Below are 17,663 nucleotides of genomic sequence, written 5' to 3'. Positions count from 1 at the left end.
ACCCACCCACTGATTAAAGTTTCACTTTATACTGCTACTTGCTTAGATTTTACACATCATATTGTAGGTATTCAACTATAATCTCTTATAATGAATGGTATTATTTAATATTATTCTAATTTATAACAGAATATAGTAAAAATGTTTGTTTTTCTTCGTATTTTGTTTAATTTTATGTACTAACGTAATATGAGTCTCTTACCTTTTAAAGGCTGAAATCAGTACATGAAATTATATCGGCGATAATTCAAATATATGAGCGATTAGATATCGAATATCTACTTACCGACATCTTTTTATTTATCAAATTGCAAATCTGTAAAAACACCGTAATGATCACTAGGAAATATGCCCAATGAAGTTAATGATGAGTTCCCAAATATAGATACGTTTTCAATTATAGGAAATCCCAATGGGTCGTTTTCTTGTATCATAATCCAGTCGTATCTTTTGTCTTTCTTTACCTCTCCTCTTAAATTCGTATTCTTTCTATAATCTAAAGTTGGCTGAGCTTTCATGCCATCTTGATTTTCTTTAAGCTGAGCAGCATCTATCCAATGATTACTGATTAAATATTGATGCACCCTTGAATGTGGATTATCATTAAAATCACCACATAATAGTTCGTAGTCACTCACCCTGTGTTTAATCCAATTATTTACTGTATTCATTTGCTCTTGTCTTATCCTTCTAGATTTCCAATTTAAACCTGATTCGAAGTGCACAATAATTTGATTCTTCTATATCTGTTTCCCATATAGCTTCTTCAGCTTCGATAGGAATTTTGCTTAAGAAGGCTAGTCCTTCATCTGGAGAATCGGGATACGCTTTAAATATACAAAACGGATATCCAGTTTGATCCGCTATATATTGCGCAACATTCTTCTTTGATTCATAAGTAACACAACTTCTAACTTCCTGCAAGGCAAGAATATGCGGGGAAATATTTCGAACTTCCTCACAAATGGCTTCTAACCTCTCAACCCAAAAACTCTCATGATTCCATATATTAAAAGTAGCAACCCTCATCATATCGCTACTTTTTAACATTCTATTTCACCAAATGTAATTTTCATATTCGGAGCGTATACTAAAGAAGAATGTATATGAAACGCTTTAAAAAATCGTCGTTCTGCTTTATATTGAGCTAACGCTTCATCATACGTTAATCCTCTTGCCATTAAATGTTCTATAAATTTTAGTTTATCACCTGGATTACCCGCAATCCCCTCTTCTTTTAATGCATAATACAATTCATTTTTATCATTTTGATGCATATTAGAGTCTAAAAAGTTCACTTTATCACTCACTCTACACTCAATATTTTTCACGCCTAATTCACTTAAATACATCGGTATTTTCATACCGATATTTCCATCCTTACCGTTTCTTTGTGTATCTCTTTCAAATACTTTCTGCAAAGCACCTAGTTTAATAATTTCTGATTGATTCTCTCCATCTAATACGTAGGAAGACATATTTGAAATCCAATGTGGTTCAAAACAGATTACTTTACCGCCATCCTTAATTGAATGTACCATTTTTTCTAGCATCGTTTTTGGTGAACTCATATGTAATAAAAAGGCATGGCAGATTGCTATATCGTATTTATTTTTCAATTCAATTTCTGTAGCATTTCCTTCAATAAATTGTGATTCATATGGAAGTGAACGAAATAACTCTCTCGCTTCAGCTATTAATGTTTCTCCGCTATCTATGCCTGTATACTTTGATCCCTCTGGAAGAAAAGGTAACAAAACTAAGCCTAAATACCCATATCCACAGCCATAATCAACAATATGTACTGGCTCAGAAATCTTCCAGACTGAATTTACTAGAAATCTTAAATAATCGTCGTTATAATACAAACTTCTTGTATTTCTTAAGTACTTTAACTGACTATTCCAATCATATTCTTCCAAATTTATTACCTCCTACTTATATGTATAACTAAAGTTCTCTGTATAATAGATAATATCCTACACATTCATTCAAATTCCAGAATATTTAAAAACAATTACCCCCTTCTTACCTAATCGATGAACTAATTCGAAAAAATAAAGTGAAAGAGTATTAAATATACAGTGATTACAAACACATATAGGAGAATTTTAAAACAAAAGGGCTAGTGCATCGTTACAGATACATTAGCCCTAAAAAAATATAGATGCATAGAAACTTAACAAGTACAATCACAATCCGAACAATCAGTGCAATCTATAGTGCTACAATCTAAATTTCTCCTTTTTTCTCTTCTTTTAAGATAATAATATAACAGCCCAATAAATAACGTACAAATAACAAAAGCAATTATTGCTTCTATATATTTTTCATACATAATAAAACCGATTCCACTTCCTCCTGAAATGCAAATTAGAATTAAATAGATCCAGAACATCTAAGTAGCTACCTCCATTAATATATGCTTTAAGAAAGAATCCATATAATGCTAAATGAAATGAGTAATCCCATACCATTACCACTTAATAAACCGGTAGTTACTCTTAGCAAATTTGTACTGCTTCTCCATTCCCACTTTTGGGTGAATCCATCGATATGTAGTGGAATTTGAGCACAAAATGCTAACACTAATGAAAGAGTATACGAAGGCACTAAAAAAAAATATATTGGAAACATAAAGAACCCAATAAGCATACCTGTGCATCTCGCACATAAAGGTATGTATTTTTGTAATTTCATGAAACTTCTTTCCGCTCTTCTATGACAAGGAATTTGTAAAATGCAAGTTCGAATCAATATAAATCACCCTCTCTAAAAAGATTTTAATTGATTTTGCAAAAGAATTATATAACCAATAAAAAAACAAACCAGGCTCATACTAGCCATGGTTTGTCAGTGTACTTCTAAGTTCATAATGATTATTCTCATATTTACATCTCCTCAGGAGCACCCACCCCAAGTAATCGTAATCCTTCTTTTAATACAACCGTCACAGCATATACTAATGCAAGTCTGCTGTCTTTTCCTTCATTCTCTTCTAATATTCGAACATTACCGTAATATTTATTAAATGCTTGTGCTACATCTAATACGTATTTCGAAATAACCGATGGCTCATTTTTATTAAAGGCTGCTTCAATTACTTTCGGGAATTTGTTTAGTAATTTTATGACGCTCCAGCTATGATCATCTTTTAATGCGAACGTACACGTTTCAAATTCTACACCTTCTTTTCTTAAAATAGAGCAAGCACGTGCGTGTGTGTACTGTACATACGGTCCTGTTTCCCCTTCAAATTTCAGCATATTTTCTAATGAGAATTCAATATTATGCATACGCTCATTTTTTAAATCGTGGAAGATGATTGCTCCAACACCGACTTGCTTTGCTACTTCTTCTTTTTGTTTTAAGTTTGGATTTTTCTCTTCAATATTTTGTTTTGCAAGTTCGATCGCTTCTTCAAGTACTTCTTCAAGTAAAATAACTCTTCCCTTACGTGTCGACATTTTCTTACCGTCTTTTAAAATGAAGCCAAACGGTACATGTTCCATGCCATCAACCCAAGTGTAGCCAATCTTTTTTAATACAGTAAAAAATTGATTAAAATGCAAGCTTTGTTCCGGGCCAACTACATATAACGCTTTATCAAATCCATATGTGTTTTGACGATATAATGCTGCTGTTAAATCACGTGTTGCGTAAATCGTCGCACCATCTGATTTTCTAATTAAGCAAGGCGGCATACCCTCATTTTCTAAATTAACGACTAATGCGCCTTCTGATTCTTCAAGTAACTCATGTTCTTCTAAAATCCCAATAAAATCTTCCATTAAGTTATTATAAAAAGCTTCTCCTTGAAAATTAGTAAATTCTACACCGAGAAGCTCATAAATACGAGAAAATTCTTTTAAAGACTCGTGACGGAACCAATTCCAAAGCTCGACTGCTTCTTCATCAGCTTCTTCTAATTTTTTAAACCAAGCACGTCCTTCTTCTTCTAATTCTTCGTTCTCTTTTACTTCCTCATGGAATTGAACATATAACTTAAATAATTCACGTATTGGATCCTCTTTAACTACATCTTCATTTCCCCATTTTTTATATGCGGTAATTAACTTTCCAAACTGTGTTCCCCAATCGCCAATATAATTAATTCCTACAACTTCATATCCACATTTTTCAGCGATATGTTTCAGCGAATTCCCTATCATTGTAGAACGTAAATGCCCCATCGAAAAAGGCTTCGCGATATTTGGAGATGAGTAATCAATAACTACCGTTTTTTCACATCCAATGTGGTTTTGACCATATTCTTCTTTCTTAGCTAAAATCGTTTTTAATACTGCATCACTAACAGTTTCACGGTTAAAAAATACATTTACATAAGGACCAACGGCTTCTACTTTCGTAAAGAACGGATCATTTAATTTCTCCGCAATTTCCTTCGCGATAATGGCTGGTGATTTTTTATATTGCTTCGCAAGTGAAAAACATGGAAATGCTGCATCTCCAAATTCATCTTGTTTCGGCGTTTCGATTAAATCTAAAATTTGATTTTGCGTTAATTCATCAGCTAGAATATTTGATAAACTTTTTGCGAACTGCGTTTTATCATTCATACAATAACCTCCTTATTTTTTTAAACACAAAAAACTCGTCTCTATATAAGAGACGAGTTTTAACCCGTGGTACCACCCTTGTTGTTCATTTCGAACCACTTTCCCGTTTATAACGAGGACAGGGGGCCTCGGCTTACTCTACTATTCGTTCAAGAAGCATCTCCGAAGTGCGCTTCATCTTTTTCTTCCGCACTAGGCTCACACCATCCCCAGCTCGCTTTCCTTCTGAAAAAGACTACTCTCTTCATCACAGACAGTATATTTAATTAATTATTGCTTATTATACATCTTTTCAAACAATTAGCAAGGGTCAATTACACCAAAGTGAAACTTCGCACTTTTTCTTTTGTATACATGAAAATTGTGTTTTTCAAATCTAGAACTACGGAAATGATCTTTCAAAACGACACGCTTTCTTGCCACACGCTTCGCCTCCGTAATTGTTTCATCAGTAATATCATGATACAAAGCGAAGTGTTTTAATCCTTTTATTCCATCTGATTCTATGACAGTTTCTTCAAACATTGGATCGAGGTAAACAACATCATAACTATTATCTTCACATTGTGTTAAAAATGCGAAATGCTCCGTTTGCTTTACATCGATTCTTTGCATTGCTTCATCGATTTCAGACACGGATGAAGACCATGTTTTCAAACCATTTCTCATGATGTAAGCCATATATTCGTTTCCTTCAAGTCCCGTTACTTTTCCACTTTCACCAACAATATAACTAGCTACAATACTATCTGATGCCATACCGAGCGTACAATCTAATACTGTCATTCCGCTCTCTAATTGCGTGGCTTGTACAAACGGATCGTGCTCTCCGCGCATTAACCTTTTCACACGAAACATCGCCGAATTTGGATGAAAGAAAAACGACTCTTCCGTACCTTTCGGATAAATAGCTAATCGATTTTTTCCTACGACAAGTACATCTTGTGCATACTGCTCATGCAGTTTATGTACAGGTATATCATTACGGATAACGAAAGAACTATGTAACTCTTCAGCTACCTTTTTTGCATAATCCATCATTTCTTTATTTGTTCGTCCTGCTGTTGTTACAATCATTATTTCACCTCTATATAAAGAAAAGAGGGAGATTTACTCTCCCCCTTCTTTAGCAATTCTTTTCGAAAGCTTGTTCTAAGTTCGTAATAATTTCGTCCATAGTTGCACCTTCAATTTCATGACGATGAATGAAGTGAACCACTTCTTTTCCTTTTAGTAATGCCATAGATGGTGAAGATGGAGGAATTTCTCCGAAGTATTCACGCATTTTTGCAGTAGCATCTTTATCTTGACCTGCAAATACAGTTACAAGATGATCAGGTTGTTTCTCGGCACGAACAACCGCTTGACCTGCTGATGGGCGTGCTAAGCCAGCTGCACAACCACAAACAGAGTTTACAACTACTAAAGTTGTACCTGATGTATTCTCCATAAATTCTGTAACAGCTTCTTCTGTAGTTAACTCTTCAAATCCAGAACGCACTAATTCTTGGCGCATTGGAATTACCATTTGGCGCATGTATTCTTCATAAGCATTTGACATCTTGTAATCTCTCCTTCAACTTTCATTCCAAATTCATCATATCACGCTCTATTAATAGGTGCAAAAGAAAGATAGTGATGATTTCATTTTTTTGAAGGGATTTCACAAATCCCTTCACGGCAGTGTCCAACTGGGACAAGTTTTCTATTGTTAGCGATATAATCGTATACTTTACTTCCAAATCCAAGTACGATAGATAGTTTTATAAAAGGAACTGCAAACCAATAAGATGGGACGGCTTTTGCTAATACATGAATGCTATGAATACCGTCATACCACTTATTATTTTTATAAATATATAATCTTTGTTCCATCTTACTTTGTAGTTCTTGAGAAAGATCATACTTCTTAACTACATCTTCATCTCGAAATGAAACAAATTTCATCTTACCCTTTTTATCTAACTTCTTCGTACGCTCTGCAACTGCAGTACACATTGGACACCAACTATCATAGAAAACGATCATAGATTATTCCCCTTTACGAGAATCCGTCATTTGTTTCCAAACTGATCCCTTCGCTTCTTCGCCGCCTTCAATACGCTCTAATGCAAGACGCGCTTGCATCGCTACTTCAAACTCTGGATCATCTTGTGCTGCTTTTAGTGCTGGGATAGCACTTTCATCACCAAGTTCAAATAAGAACATCGCTGCACGCCAACGTACTAATTTACTTGAATCTTTAAGAGATTTAATCATAACGAACATTGCTGCCGGATCACCTACGTCTGATAAACAATCGCCTGCTGTACGGCGAACACTCACAGAACGATCTAACAATGCTTTATATAATAATGGTAATGCTTCTTCACCTTTTACCATACCTAAATACGCTGTTGCTAAACGGCGAATAGATACTTTCTCATCGTCTAGTGCTATCTTCAATACTGGAATATCCTCTTCAGTAGGGTCCATTTGTTCTAACGCTGCAAAACGGTTTTTCCAGTCAGAATCTTTCATCATCTCTTCTGTTACTTTATATGGCTCACGCTTTTGAATCGTTACTTCAACAGCACCTGCTTGATCTAATAATTCTTTAACCGTTTCATTTACACGTTCTTCTGAATTAGCAGCAACAATTTCTTCTACTACTTCTTTCCCGATTTCTTCAAAATTACCGTAACGTGTACTTTGTTCTACCCATTTACGTTCCTTTACAACGTTAGGTGCAGACATTTGTACTTTCATAATCGCTTCTTTAAAACGATCTGGTAAACCAACACGTTCTTCCGTCGTTCCATCTGTTAACTTCACCTGCATCGGAATTGTAAAGAACATTTGAATAAACACTTTCACTTCTCCAAAATGAGCAAGTTGTTGTTCTTCGCTTTCTTCTACTACTTCTTCACCAAAAACGGCACGAACTTGTTGTAATAAAACTTTCCAGTCATATTTCGCATTTCGCTCCACTGCTAAAAAGTCTGCAACATGATACACACCTTTAATGCCTTCAATTTTCAAAATTTCTTGTACTTGCACTGGTGCTTGTTCTTTATTTTCATTCGTATAATTATTACGCGCTCCTGATGGTAATACTTCATTCAAAATAACTTTCATTGTATTTGGACTTGGTGTCGGTTCAATTGCTTTAATTTTCACGTAAAATAACTCTCCTTTATTGCTTGTTCTTAGCTGTATTGTAACATGTTATCACTCTATACTCCTACTCGGATGCTTAATTTTACTAATTCCTTTTCTACATTTCTTAGAAGTTTCATTCATTCTATTTTCACCTAATCGTTCCAAAACTATAGTTAAAAGTATAATTGACAATAACATAAAAAGAGATTAACCTTAACTCATAAAATGACCATGGTCATTTTATGATCAAAGTCATTAAAAGGTGGCGGGATAACAAATGAATAATGTGATAATTATTGGTGGTGGTATTGCTGGTCTTTGCGCAGCAATCTCCTTACAAAAAATAGGATTAGATGTAAAAGTATATGACAAAAATACTGAACCTACTGTTGCTGGTGCAGGTATTATCATCGCTCCAAATGCAATGCAGGCACTTGAACCATACGGAATTTCTGAGCAAATAAAAAAATTAGGGAACGAAAGTGACGGTTTTAACCTTGTGTCAGCAAAAGGATCTATATTAAGTAAATTGACCATTCCAACTTGTTATCCAAAAATGTACTCCATTCATAGAAAAGATTTACAACAATTGCTTCTTTCAGAACTACAAAAAGGGACTGTCGAATGGGGAAAAGAATGCGTAAAAATAGACCAAAATGAAGAAAACGCCTTAAAAATATTATTTCAAGATGGTAGTGAAGCACTCGGTAATATACTCATTGCTGCTGATGGTATTCATTCTGTCGTTCGAAAACAAGTAACACAAAGCGATGGTTATCGTTATACCGGATATACGTGTTGGCGTGGTGTAACTCCAACTCATAATCTATCTTTAACAAACGATTTTATTGAAACTTGGGGAACAAACGGTAGATTTGGTATCGTTCCTCTTCCTAACAACGAAGTATACTGGTATGCGCTCATAAATGCTAAAGCTAGAGATCCAAAATATACGACATACACAACAGCAGATTTATATAAACATTTCAAAAGTTACCATAATCCAATCCCATCTATTTTAAATAACGCATCGGACGTTACTATGATTCATCGTGATATTGTAGACATTACTCCAATGAAACAGTTTTTTGACAAACGCATTGCATTTATTGGGGATGCTGCCCATGCACTTACTCCGAATTTAGGTCAAGGTGCTTGTCAAGCAATTGAAGATGCAATTATCCTGGCTGAATGTATCAAAAATAATGCTCACTATCGTCAAGCATTTATAGAATACGAACAAAACAGACGCGATAGAATTGAAAAAATCTCAAATACTGCATGGAAAGTTGGAAAAATGGCTCAAATAGAAAGTAAACCTTTAACTATAGTAAGAAACGAAATAATGAAACGTATTCCAAAATGGATTTCTGAAAGGCAAGCACATGAACTATATAGTTTTCATTTATAACAAGAAACTATAAAGTTATGAAATACAATTTCGTTTGAGATTATCTAATAAACAGATATAATTGTTTCTGTTAGGGGTCGATTATATGCTTAGAGAAACGAGAAAAAAAGAATTAAAAGAACTTATATTCCTAAAAGCAGTACAACTCTTCCAAGAACGTGGGTACGAAAATGTAACGGTTCAAGATATTACTACTGCATGCGGGATTGCAAAAGGAACTTTCTTCAACTACTTTCCGAAAAAAGAAAACATATTATTATTTTTAGGTGATTCTCAAATTGAACTGTGGAATGAAAGTTTAAAAACATACGAAAATGTAGAACATCCGAAAGAGCGAATCAAACTTGTTTTAGGAGATTTACTGGATCGATTTACTGGACATGGTGAATTAATGAAGCATGCCGTCTTTGAAATTATTAAATCTAACTACTTAGTAGAAAATGAATTAAAAAGTATACACCAGCTACAAGAAAGTTTGTCTTCTGTTATTACAGAAGCGAAAGAGACAGGAACATTACACAGTCCATGGGATACAAATATCATCACTTCTACTATTATGAGTACTTATTTTTATACACTAATGTCCCACTCCCTATTACAGGCTAATGAAACAAATGCGAAAGATATACTTAACCAACAATTAGATGTTGTTTGGGACGGTATCAATCAGAAAAAATAGAGGGCAATTAAAGCCCTCTTAATTTTTAATAACCTTTGCTTCTTATTGCGATGCACCCTCCCGCCTTCTCTCTAAAAATGTAATACTCTCAATCACAACTTCCGTTCTATATATTCTCTTTCCTTGTTCATCATCGTAATTACTCGTATGAATACGCCCAGTAATCCCAACAAGTGCCCCTTTCGCACAGTATTCTGATACATTTTCAGCCGATCTTCGCCAAACGACACAATTTATAAAATCTACTTGTTGTTCACCCAAACTATTTCGAAAACCTCTATTCACCGCAACACATATTCGTGCATAAGCAACTCCTTGTTTTGTGTAGTATAATTCTGGCTCCTTTGTCAATCTACCGATTAATACAACTCGATTCATCATAAGTTATACCACCTCACATGTTTTTCTTCATTGTAAAGAAAAATGTGTAAAGGGTAAAAAGGGTAAAATTATATATTTCTAAAGTGAAAAGTATTACTTTACATATTAAAAAAACAAAAAAGAAACCCTACATATTTTGAACATGTAAGGTTTCAAGATATATTACACTTCACTGCAAGAGATGTAATACCCTCCGCGAGCCATCTTTATTTCAGCGCTAAACAATACATCTTCTAAGTAGAATGTAATCGTGTTAACTTTACTCTCAAACTTCAACTGTTCATTGCATGCAGCTGCATACCCTTCAATAGTTGAAATAATGAATTCTGCTGACGGATATATTAAAGCATCCTCTAGTTCTATGAAAATGAAAAAACCCTGCACATTTCATGCAGGACTTTTCACTAGTCATTTTTCGTAAAGTAAGAAACGAAACGAAGAATTTCTAAGTATAACCATACTAGAGTCATCATGAGACCCATTGCACTGTACCACTCCATATATTTTGGAGCTTGGCTACGCGCACCACTTTCGATTAAATCGAAATCTAGTAATAAGTTTAATGAAGCAACTACAATAACAACCGCACTAATGATAATACCAATAGTTCCACCTTGGTGAATATATGGTACAGTTACACCGAACATATTTAATAAGAATACGATCAAATACATAACCAGAATCCCCATTGTTGCAGCCATTACACCCGTACGGAATTTATCAGTTACCTTTACAACGCGCGTCGCATATAAAACTAACATTGCAAATAAAATTGAAATTGTTAGTAATACAGCGTTTAAAACGATAGCATCGCCAAATTTCATTGTATAAATCGCTGAAATACTTCCTAGTACAACCCCTTCTACCGCTGCATAGATTGGCGCCCCGATTGGTGCCATTCGCGGGAAGAAGATAGATGCAAATGCAATAATTGCTGCGATTACTAATGCACCAATTAATACTGGCATTTTCATCGTACCCTCTACCATCTGTATGTATGAATAGACAGACGTTGCAAGTAGCAAGATAAGCATAATGAACGTTTTGCCTACTGTTCCGCCAATAGTCATCGCAGAAGCACTTGCACTCTCTTTACGGAATGCCTCTTTTTTCAACATTGGATTAGATGTTCTCATTATTTCCCTCCTAAAATAGGTTCTACCAATAGTGTAAAGTTTTTCTCTTTACTTTTCAATATATGCAGCTTGTTTTTATTTTAAACCTTCAACGATGTCTGATAGTTCGCTCCATCGTTCCATCGTTTTTTCTAACTCTTCTTCTGTTTTTTGCGCTGCTTCAGACAACTCTTGAGCTTTCGTAAAATCAGAACCAACATTCGTAAGTTCTTCTCCAATTAATTCAAGTTTTTCTTCCAGCTCTGCAATTTTATCTTCAATTGTTTCCCATTCACGCTGCTCGTTATATGAAAGTTTACGTTTACGTTGTTGTTTCGGCGCTTCCTCTACTACCTTTTTTTCTTTCTGCATTTCCGCTTTTTCAATAAGTTCTTTCGTCTTTTCCATTTCTAAATAATCTGTATAACTACCTAGAAATTCACGCACTTCGCCTCCGCCAGTAAAGATAAACAATTCATCTACTACTTTATCTAAGAAGTAACGGTCATGCGATACAGTTAAAACGACACCCGGGAAATCTTCTAAATAATCTTCTAACACTGTTAATGTTTGTGTATCTAGATCATTCGTAGGCTCATCAAGTAATAGTACGTTCGGTTCACCCATTAATATGCGTAATAAATATAAACGTCTTCTTTCACCACCAGATAGTTTACCAAGCGGTGTACCATGTGAATGCGTCGGGAATAAGAAACGCTCTAACATTTGAGATGCGCCAATTACTTTTCCGTCTGTCGTATGAATGACTTCCGCAATTTCTTTAATGTATTCAATCATACGCTGATTTAAATTCATCTCTTCATTTTCTTGCGTATAATAAGCAACTTTTACAGTTTGTCCAACTTCAATTTCACCACTATCAGGAGATAGTTTGCCTGCGAGCATATTTAATAGAGAAGATTTTCCACTTCCATTTGCTCCGATGATTCCGATACGATCACCAGGCTTCACAATATGATTAAAATTATGCAATACCGTTTTATCGCCAAATTTTTTCGTTACATCTTTTAATTCAAGTACTTTCTTTCCTAACCGACTTCCACTTAAAGCAATATCAACTGACTGTTTTGCAGCTGGTCCCTCTTGCTCTTTCAGTTCATCAAAGCGTTGAATACGTGCTTTTTGTTTTGTAGAACGAGCTTTTGCACCACGACGAATCCATGCAAGTTCACGACGATATAAATTTTGGCGTTTTGATTCTTGCGCCAATTCCTGCTCTTCACGAAGTGCTTTCGCTTCTAAAAATGTACTATAGTTTCCTTCATAGCTATACAGTTTTCCGTTATCTAATTCGAAAATACGATTCGTCACGCGATCTAAGAAATAACGATCATGGGTTACAAGTAATACCGCACCTGTATATCTTGCTAAATATTCTTCTAACCATTCAACTGTCTCATGGTCAAGATGGTTCGTAGGCTCGTCTAAAATTAATAAATCAGGTGTTTCAATAAAACATTGTGCCATTGCGATACGTTTTTTCTGTCCACCAGATAAATTCCCAACAGTTGCTGTGAAATCAGTAATTCCTAATTTTGTTAAAAGCGATTTCGCATTTGCATTCGCTTCCCATGCACTCATTGCATCCATACGTTGCTGCACTACAAATAATTGTTCCTGTACCTTTTCATTACTTGGATCTTTTTCGATATTTAATAGTGCCTTTTCATAATCACGAAGAAGACGAATTAAAGGTGTATCACCATGGAACACTTGCTCTAATACAGTTAGTTTTTCATCAAACTCTGGTTGCTGTGATAAATAACTAATTGTATATCCACGTGAATGCGTCATATCACCTGTATCAGGAGTTTCTAATCCTGCAATAATTTTTAATAATGTCGATTTACCAGTACCGTTTACACCAATAATTCCGACACGTTGTCCTTCTGTAATACTACATGATAATCCATCAAATAACGGTTTTTCTCCGTATGATTTCGATAAGTTCTCCACAGTTAACATTTTCATATTTGTGCATTCCACTCTTTCATAAATTGTTCAATAAACTGTTCCATATAACGATGACGAACTTCAGCCTCTTGTTTTGCTGCGTTCGTATTCATTAAGTCTTTTAATTTCAATAATTTTTCATAAAAATGATTTAAAGATGGATCGTTATTCTTTCTATACTCTTCTTTCGTCATCTCTTCACGCGGCGGAATGGTTGGATCATACATTAATCTCCCTTTCGCTCCCCCGTACGCAAATGTACGTGCAATTCCAATTGCTCCAAGGGCATCTAAACGGTCCGCATCTTGAACAATTCTCCCTTCAAGTGACTCAACTATGCCGCCATGGCCACCCTTATAAGACATATTAGAGATGATGTGAAGAATATGTTTACTTTCCTCTTCTTCAACACGTAACTTTTCTAACCAATCAGAAACTTTTTTCATTCCTGCTTCTTCACTTTCATTTAACTTTTCATCTGCCACATCGTGAAGTAATGCTGCCATTTCAATTATAAAACGATTTCCACCTTCTTGCTCGGATAAAGAAATCGCCAGTTTATGTACACGCTCAATATGATACCAATCATGCCCACTCGCATCTTTTTCTAAAATATGTTTTACAAAAATAATTGTTTTTTGAATCTTTTCTTGTTTTGTCATTTTATCTTCACCCAGTTACTTATTGTAACACGCCCACATTTTTTCATCACATATTTTCTTGTCCGTCCATACACTAGGTGGTAGGCATCATCATGAAGGAGGAATAAATATGTTTTATAATAATCAACCGCCTTACCCACAACAACCATTTTATCCTCAATATGAGGAACAAGAAATACAACAGCAAGAACAACAATACGAACAAAATCCATATGACACACGTCCAAATTATGAATATCCCCAAAATCCATACGCTGCACCCCAAAACCAAGAACAACAATACGAGCAAAATCCATATGTAACTCAGCACACTCGAGAACAGCAATATCAGCACAATCCATACGTAACTCCGCATACTCAAGAACAACAGTATCAGCACAATCCATATGTAACACCACAAACTCAAGAACAACAACCGCAATACCCACAACAAATGTATCCACCAAACTACGATGTACGTGTCTCACCACCTAAACCACCAACAATTGATCCAACACAACCACAAATTTTACCGCCTGGACCAACAATTGATCCGACACAACCACAAATTTTACCACCAGGACCAACATTCGATATTACACAGCCACAAATTTTACCGCCCGGACCTATAACAGAACCCACACAACAACAAATTCAACAAGTTGTCGGTACACAGTTTTTACCTTTAAAGAAACCTGTATTAGATTTCGTAAAACCTTGGGTAGATTACGGTTTAAATGAAGCGAAACACACATCACATAAACACGCATTAACAGAAGTCGCTGCGATTATGTTTTTAGTTGGGAAAGGATTTAATCCGACGATTGCCCATTATATTGTAGAATCTTGGGAGAAGAATGAGCAGTTTTAGGGTTGTTCATTTTATGTAATATAAAACTATAAAAGTGTCACAAACGCCTGATACACAAGCATTTGTGACACTTTTTATTTGTTATATTATATTCTATTTCAAAAGAGCATTTCATATTTTTTCACGTGTTTTTATATTATTTGTGAGCAAAATGTGAGCAAATAATAGCCTTTTAATTAAACTGTATTAAATCTATTTTTATTTTAAAAACCATTCATTTAGCATAAATCCCCAAAATAATTCTTGTATTACAATCACCTTGATAAATAGGTATTACCGTTCCCATTGTTGAACTTGTGTGCGGAGCAAGATTCTCTACAACCGTAATACATGTTTTCATATTGTTAAAACACTCAAAATTTCTCTTAAAGATGAAAAATTCACATATCTTATTTACATAATTTATAGTACAATTCACGATAGAAACGGCTATGGATTTGCTCAATATGTCAGTAACACTTACTAAGGACGGATTTGAGAAGAAAGACACAAATTTAATGAATTTAGGCAATGATGCTATCATTAAGGCTTCTAAAAAGATTGACGAAGGAAACAAGATGTTACAAGAAATAAAATAGACTGGTAGGCTCATACACTAGTAGTTTATCTAATAATAAGATTATCAGTGTATGAGTTATAAAAGAAAGGAGGAATAGATATGAAACGAAAGGCACTAACATTCGCTTTACCCTTCATGCTACTAACTGGTATAGTTGGTTGTGAGAGCAATGTAATAGACGAAGACCATGCAATTGTTTCAGTAGACGAAGCAAAGAATAAAGAAAACTATGCAGGAAACTTAAACGCATTAAATAAAGAGTTAGGAACTGTTCTTACAAGTATTTCTTCTATTGATATAGAGGGTAGTACTTCTGATTCTACTAAGAAAGAATTTGAAGAGAAAATAAACGGGTTAAAGTCCATAACAGCACAAATAAGAAGACTATCACCGGAGTCTAAGTACGAAGACTCGCATAAGAAGGTATCTGAATCTACTTCAATGCTTGATAAAGCTTTCAATAAGCAGTTAACCGCTATTAAGAAAGAAGACTCAACAAAACTCGAAGAAGCAATAAAGAATATGAGTGAAGCAACTGACTTGTATGTAGATAGTGTGACCGAGGTAAACGATATTTACCTAAAAGCAATTGAAGACATAGCAGAGAATTTAGGTAAGTAAGGAATTAACTACTTACCTTTTAAATGGAAGATAAACGTATTCTTTTTGAGAATAAATTTAGAGAACAAATAAATAAAAATGATTAAATAAAAAAAGCCGACTCAATTAAGAGCCGGCCCTTTTTATTTATCCTACATTATAATGTTTGTCGAGCAACACTTCCCATGATCCATTCCTAAACTGCAATTGATATGAAATATTTTGGCTTGTTTCATTACCATTTGCATCTGAATAATCTGCACGTGCTTCTATGTAGTAATAGTCTTCTTTTTGGGAATCTTTTCGTACATTAATATCCTCAAGAGTTACATAATTCCCGCCAGAATTTGACTTTATTCTTTCAGTTGCTAGTCTTTCAACTTCTTTTATTGCATCTCTTTCAGTACCAGCCCCCATTTTGTTTAACATGAAGAAAGCAACAATTAATATAATAATTGCTCCTGCCACCAGACCTACTTTTTTACCGAATTTCTTATCAATTTTTATTACCAGCTCATCTGCCATTACATCCACATCCCCCATTAAATTTAGCATCATGAAAATAACTCAATAAACTTATAATATAATATAGAGATGTTTATTAAAAGTATTACGTAAGGCTTGTGCTATTTTACCTCTACATAAGTAGGACTAGCTGTAATGTAGTATACATTCCCTTTGGAATTTTTAACTTTATACTGCGGAGAACCGTTTGCTGTTACTTTATCAATGATTTTAAACCCTAATCCCGCATCGACTATATCTGCAGCATAAATTTGATTCCACATAGGACAATCAAGAAGCTATAGATTTTTGTATTAAAATGACTTATGAAATCTATGTGGAGAGAAAACATAAATCCGAACTGAATATTGATAAATAATACCAATATCTCTAATATTTGATATAATGATACAGTTATTTATAACAATTAGGGGGATATACAACATGAACTATACAAATATGCCAAAAGGAAGAGGAATCGTTAAGCGGACTCCATTCGCCTCGCTACCGAAGAAATTCATCGGTAGTTGTAAGATTGTTAAAAAGCAGACAAAAGTGGAGCGCCGTACATTAACCAAAGACGAACAAGAACGTATTGAAAACGCGTTATTATGTTCATTTCTTTCTGAAGAGAAGATATCAATTACTTATTATAGAGATGATCATTTACTTACTAAAAATATGACTGTAACCAACATACATCCGATAAATAATTTAATAACTTGTACCGATACGTCTTATAACAGAATTTTCCTTAAGTTTATGAATATAATTGATGCGAGGTAAAAAACATACTGTTTTTTTAAATATAGCTGGGAATAAAAATGATATAATCTTGTATTCTAGGTTAAATACAGAAGGAAAAACAAGTTAGAAGGATATCTGATTTGTAATAGTATAACGTATTTCATATATAAAAGGAGAATCGATATGGGGCAATATGAATTTAAGCCAGGGATTACTTGTTCTAAATGTGGTAGCAATAACGTAAAACTACGAGATAATATGTATTATGTGAAATTAGCAAAACGTATGGGGATACTTTGCTGTTTAACAATAATCGGAATTCCACTTGGTATTGGGTACTTCGTCACTGCTTCACAAAAGAAAAAGCAACCAATTGGTATGGTTCAGTGCATGAAATGTGGAAAATGTAAAAACTTTAAAAAAGGAGAATTATACGTTTCATAGAAAAAAGCCGACTCAA

At 34.5% G+C, this 17,663-nt stretch carries 23 protein-coding genes and 1 other annotated feature; of the genes, 6 read left to right on the top strand and 17 right to left on the bottom strand.

Translation table 11 applies throughout. The annotated features are described in order from the left end of the window. Positions 1-296: 296 nt before the first annotated feature. The 10 genes from COI75_RS27420 to COI75_RS19940 all read right to left on the bottom strand — a co-directional run bounded on the left by COI75_RS27420 (position 297) and on the right by COI75_RS19940 (position 7,739). Positions 297-671, bottom strand: a complete 375-nt coding sequence (locus tag COI75_RS27420; protein WP_002095691.1) for a hypothetical protein — start codon at positions 669-671, stop codon at positions 297-299. Positions 672-690: 19 nt separating this feature from the next. Continuing rightward, positions 691-1,050, bottom strand: coding sequence for an endonuclease/exonuclease/phosphatase family protein (locus COI75_RS27415; protein WP_232288618.1), 360 nt, complete (start codon positions 1,048-1,050; stop codon positions 691-693). Beyond that, positions 1,044-1,922 (bottom strand): class I SAM-dependent methyltransferase, encoded by an 879-nt coding sequence (locus tag COI75_RS19975; RefSeq protein ID WP_000393360.1) that lies wholly within the window; start codon positions 1,920-1,922, stop codon positions 1,044-1,046. Before COI75_RS19975 ends, COI75_RS27415 begins: the two co-directional genes overlap by 7 nt. Positions 1,923-2,179: 257 nt before the next feature. After that, positions 2,180-2,398 (bottom strand): hypothetical protein, encoded by a 219-nt coding sequence (locus tag COI75_RS19970; protein ID WP_002095694.1) that lies wholly within the window; start codon positions 2,396-2,398, stop codon positions 2,180-2,182. Between the two features lie 29 nt (positions 2,399-2,427). Next, positions 2,428-2,757 carry a DUF2085 domain-containing protein gene (locus tag COI75_RS19965; RefSeq protein ID WP_080020297.1) on the bottom strand — a complete coding sequence of 110 codons (330 nt, stop codon included), beginning with the start codon at positions 2,755-2,757 and terminating at the stop codon, positions 2,428-2,430. A gap of 134 nt (positions 2,758-2,891) precedes the next feature. Then, entirely contained in the window at positions 2,892-4,580 is a 1,689-nt protein-coding gene (gene argS / locus COI75_RS19960) for an arginine--tRNA ligase (protein ID WP_000998549.1), read from the bottom strand. A 45-nt stretch (positions 4,581-4,625) separates the two neighbouring features. Next, positions 4,626-4,840: a binding site (T-box leader), on the bottom strand. A 40-nt stretch (positions 4,841-4,880) separates the two neighbouring features. Beyond that, a complete protein-coding gene (locus COI75_RS19955) occupies positions 4,881-5,657 on the bottom strand; it encodes a class I SAM-dependent methyltransferase (protein ID WP_000637430.1) in 777 nt (258 codons plus the stop codon). Between the two features lie 49 nt (positions 5,658-5,706). After that, positions 5,707-6,141, bottom strand: a complete 435-nt coding sequence (locus COI75_RS19950) for a BrxA/BrxB family bacilliredoxin (protein WP_000063706.1) — start codon at positions 6,139-6,141, stop codon at positions 5,707-5,709. 83 nt (positions 6,142-6,224) lie between these two features. Further along, positions 6,225-6,608 (bottom strand): thiol-disulfide oxidoreductase DCC family protein, encoded by a 384-nt coding sequence (locus COI75_RS19945; protein ID WP_000634880.1) that lies wholly within the window; start codon positions 6,606-6,608, stop codon positions 6,225-6,227. 3 nt (positions 6,609-6,611) lie between these two features. Next, complete coding sequence (locus tag COI75_RS19940; RefSeq protein ID WP_000692593.1) at positions 6,612-7,739, bottom strand: conserved virulence factor C family protein; 1,128 nt, start codon at positions 7,737-7,739, stop codon at positions 6,612-6,614. 259 nt (positions 7,740-7,998) lie between these two features. Between COI75_RS19940 and COI75_RS19935 the strand changes: the two genes are divergently transcribed. Both COI75_RS19935 and COI75_RS19930 read left to right on the top strand, forming a co-directional pair. Next, positions 7,999-9,132: an FAD-dependent oxidoreductase gene (locus tag COI75_RS19935; protein ID WP_001066857.1), complete on the top strand. Its 1,134-nt coding sequence runs from the start codon at positions 7,999-8,001 to the stop codon at positions 9,130-9,132. 85 nt (positions 9,133-9,217) lie between these two features. Next, positions 9,218-9,811 carry a TetR/AcrR family transcriptional regulator gene (locus COI75_RS19930; RefSeq protein WP_000943176.1) on the top strand — a complete coding sequence of 198 codons (594 nt, stop codon included), beginning with the start codon at positions 9,218-9,220 and terminating at the stop codon, positions 9,809-9,811. 42 nt (positions 9,812-9,853) lie between these two features. Here the strand turns inward: COI75_RS19930 and COI75_RS19925 are convergent, their stop codons facing one another. From COI75_RS19925 to COI75_RS19905, 5 genes are all read right to left on the bottom strand, one after another. Beyond that, complete coding sequence (locus COI75_RS19925; RefSeq protein ID WP_000982021.1) at positions 9,854-10,192, bottom strand: single-stranded DNA-binding protein; 339 nt, start codon at positions 10,190-10,192, stop codon at positions 9,854-9,856. A gap of 162 nt (positions 10,193-10,354) precedes the next feature. Continuing rightward, positions 10,355-10,576 carry a DUF4318 domain-containing protein gene (locus COI75_RS19920; RefSeq protein WP_033657084.1) on the bottom strand — a complete coding sequence of 74 codons (222 nt, stop codon included), beginning with the start codon at positions 10,574-10,576 and terminating at the stop codon, positions 10,355-10,357. 20 nt (positions 10,577-10,596) lie between these two features. Next, positions 10,597-11,328 (bottom strand): Bax inhibitor-1/YccA family protein, encoded by a 732-nt coding sequence (locus tag COI75_RS19915; protein ID WP_001260660.1) that lies wholly within the window; start codon positions 11,326-11,328, stop codon positions 10,597-10,599. Between the two features lie 75 nt (positions 11,329-11,403). After that, entirely contained in the window at positions 11,404-13,299 is a 1,896-nt protein-coding gene (locus COI75_RS19910; protein ID WP_000783180.1) for an ABC-F family ATP-binding cassette domain-containing protein, read from the bottom strand. Continuing rightward, positions 13,296-13,943, bottom strand: a complete 648-nt coding sequence (locus COI75_RS19905; protein WP_000165955.1) for an HD domain-containing protein — start codon at positions 13,941-13,943, stop codon at positions 13,296-13,298. Before COI75_RS19905 ends, COI75_RS19910 begins: the two co-directional genes overlap by 4 nt. 109 nt (positions 13,944-14,052) lie before the next feature. On the opposite strand from COI75_RS19905, the gene COI75_RS19900 reads away from it, so the two are divergent. Together COI75_RS19900 and COI75_RS19890 are read left to right on the top strand one after the other, a co-directional pair. After that, positions 14,053-14,793 carry a hypothetical protein gene (locus COI75_RS19900; protein ID WP_000499690.1) on the top strand — a complete coding sequence of 247 codons (741 nt, stop codon included), beginning with the start codon at positions 14,053-14,055 and terminating at the stop codon, positions 14,791-14,793. Between the two features lie 658 nt (positions 14,794-15,451). Next, the gene (locus COI75_RS19890) at positions 15,452-15,973 is read left to right on the top strand and encodes a DUF7018 domain-containing (lipo)protein (RefSeq protein WP_098448591.1); all 522 of its coding nucleotides are present in this window, start codon (positions 15,452-15,454) and stop codon (positions 15,971-15,973) included. 126 nt (positions 15,974-16,099) lie between these two features. Here the strand turns inward: COI75_RS19890 and COI75_RS19885 are convergent, their stop codons facing one another. Both COI75_RS19885 and COI75_RS19880 read right to left on the bottom strand, forming a co-directional pair. Next, positions 16,100-16,477, bottom strand: a complete 378-nt coding sequence (locus COI75_RS19885; protein WP_098448590.1) for a hypothetical protein — start codon at positions 16,475-16,477, stop codon at positions 16,100-16,102. Between the two features lie 101 nt (positions 16,478-16,578). After that, positions 16,579-16,740, bottom strand: coding sequence for an N-acetylmuramoyl-L-alanine amidase (locus tag COI75_RS19880; RefSeq protein ID WP_098448589.1), 162 nt, complete (start codon positions 16,738-16,740; stop codon positions 16,579-16,581). A gap of 160 nt (positions 16,741-16,900) precedes the next feature. Here COI75_RS19880 and COI75_RS19875 point away from each other — a divergent pair, with 160 nt between their 5' ends. Together COI75_RS19875 and COI75_RS19870 are read left to right on the top strand one after the other, a co-directional pair. After that, positions 16,901-17,242 carry a YolD-like family protein gene (locus tag COI75_RS19875; RefSeq protein ID WP_098448588.1) on the top strand — a complete coding sequence of 114 codons (342 nt, stop codon included), beginning with the start codon at positions 16,901-16,903 and terminating at the stop codon, positions 17,240-17,242. A 144-nt stretch (positions 17,243-17,386) separates the two neighbouring features. After that, on the top strand, positions 17,387-17,647 hold the full coding sequence (locus COI75_RS19870) for a hypothetical protein (protein ID WP_098448587.1): 261 nt from the start codon (positions 17,387-17,389) through the stop codon (positions 17,645-17,647). The last annotated feature ends 16 nt before the right edge of the window (positions 17,648-17,663 follow it).

It is taken from the genome of Bacillus cereus, from assembly GCF_002564555.1.
In the GTDB taxonomy this organism is placed as follows: Bacteria; Bacillota; Bacilli; order Bacillales; family Bacillaceae_G; genus Bacillus_A; species Bacillus_A cereus_K.
The sequence above is the reverse complement of the archived record's forward strand: the minus strand, read 5'-3'. Positions and strand labels throughout refer to the sequence as shown.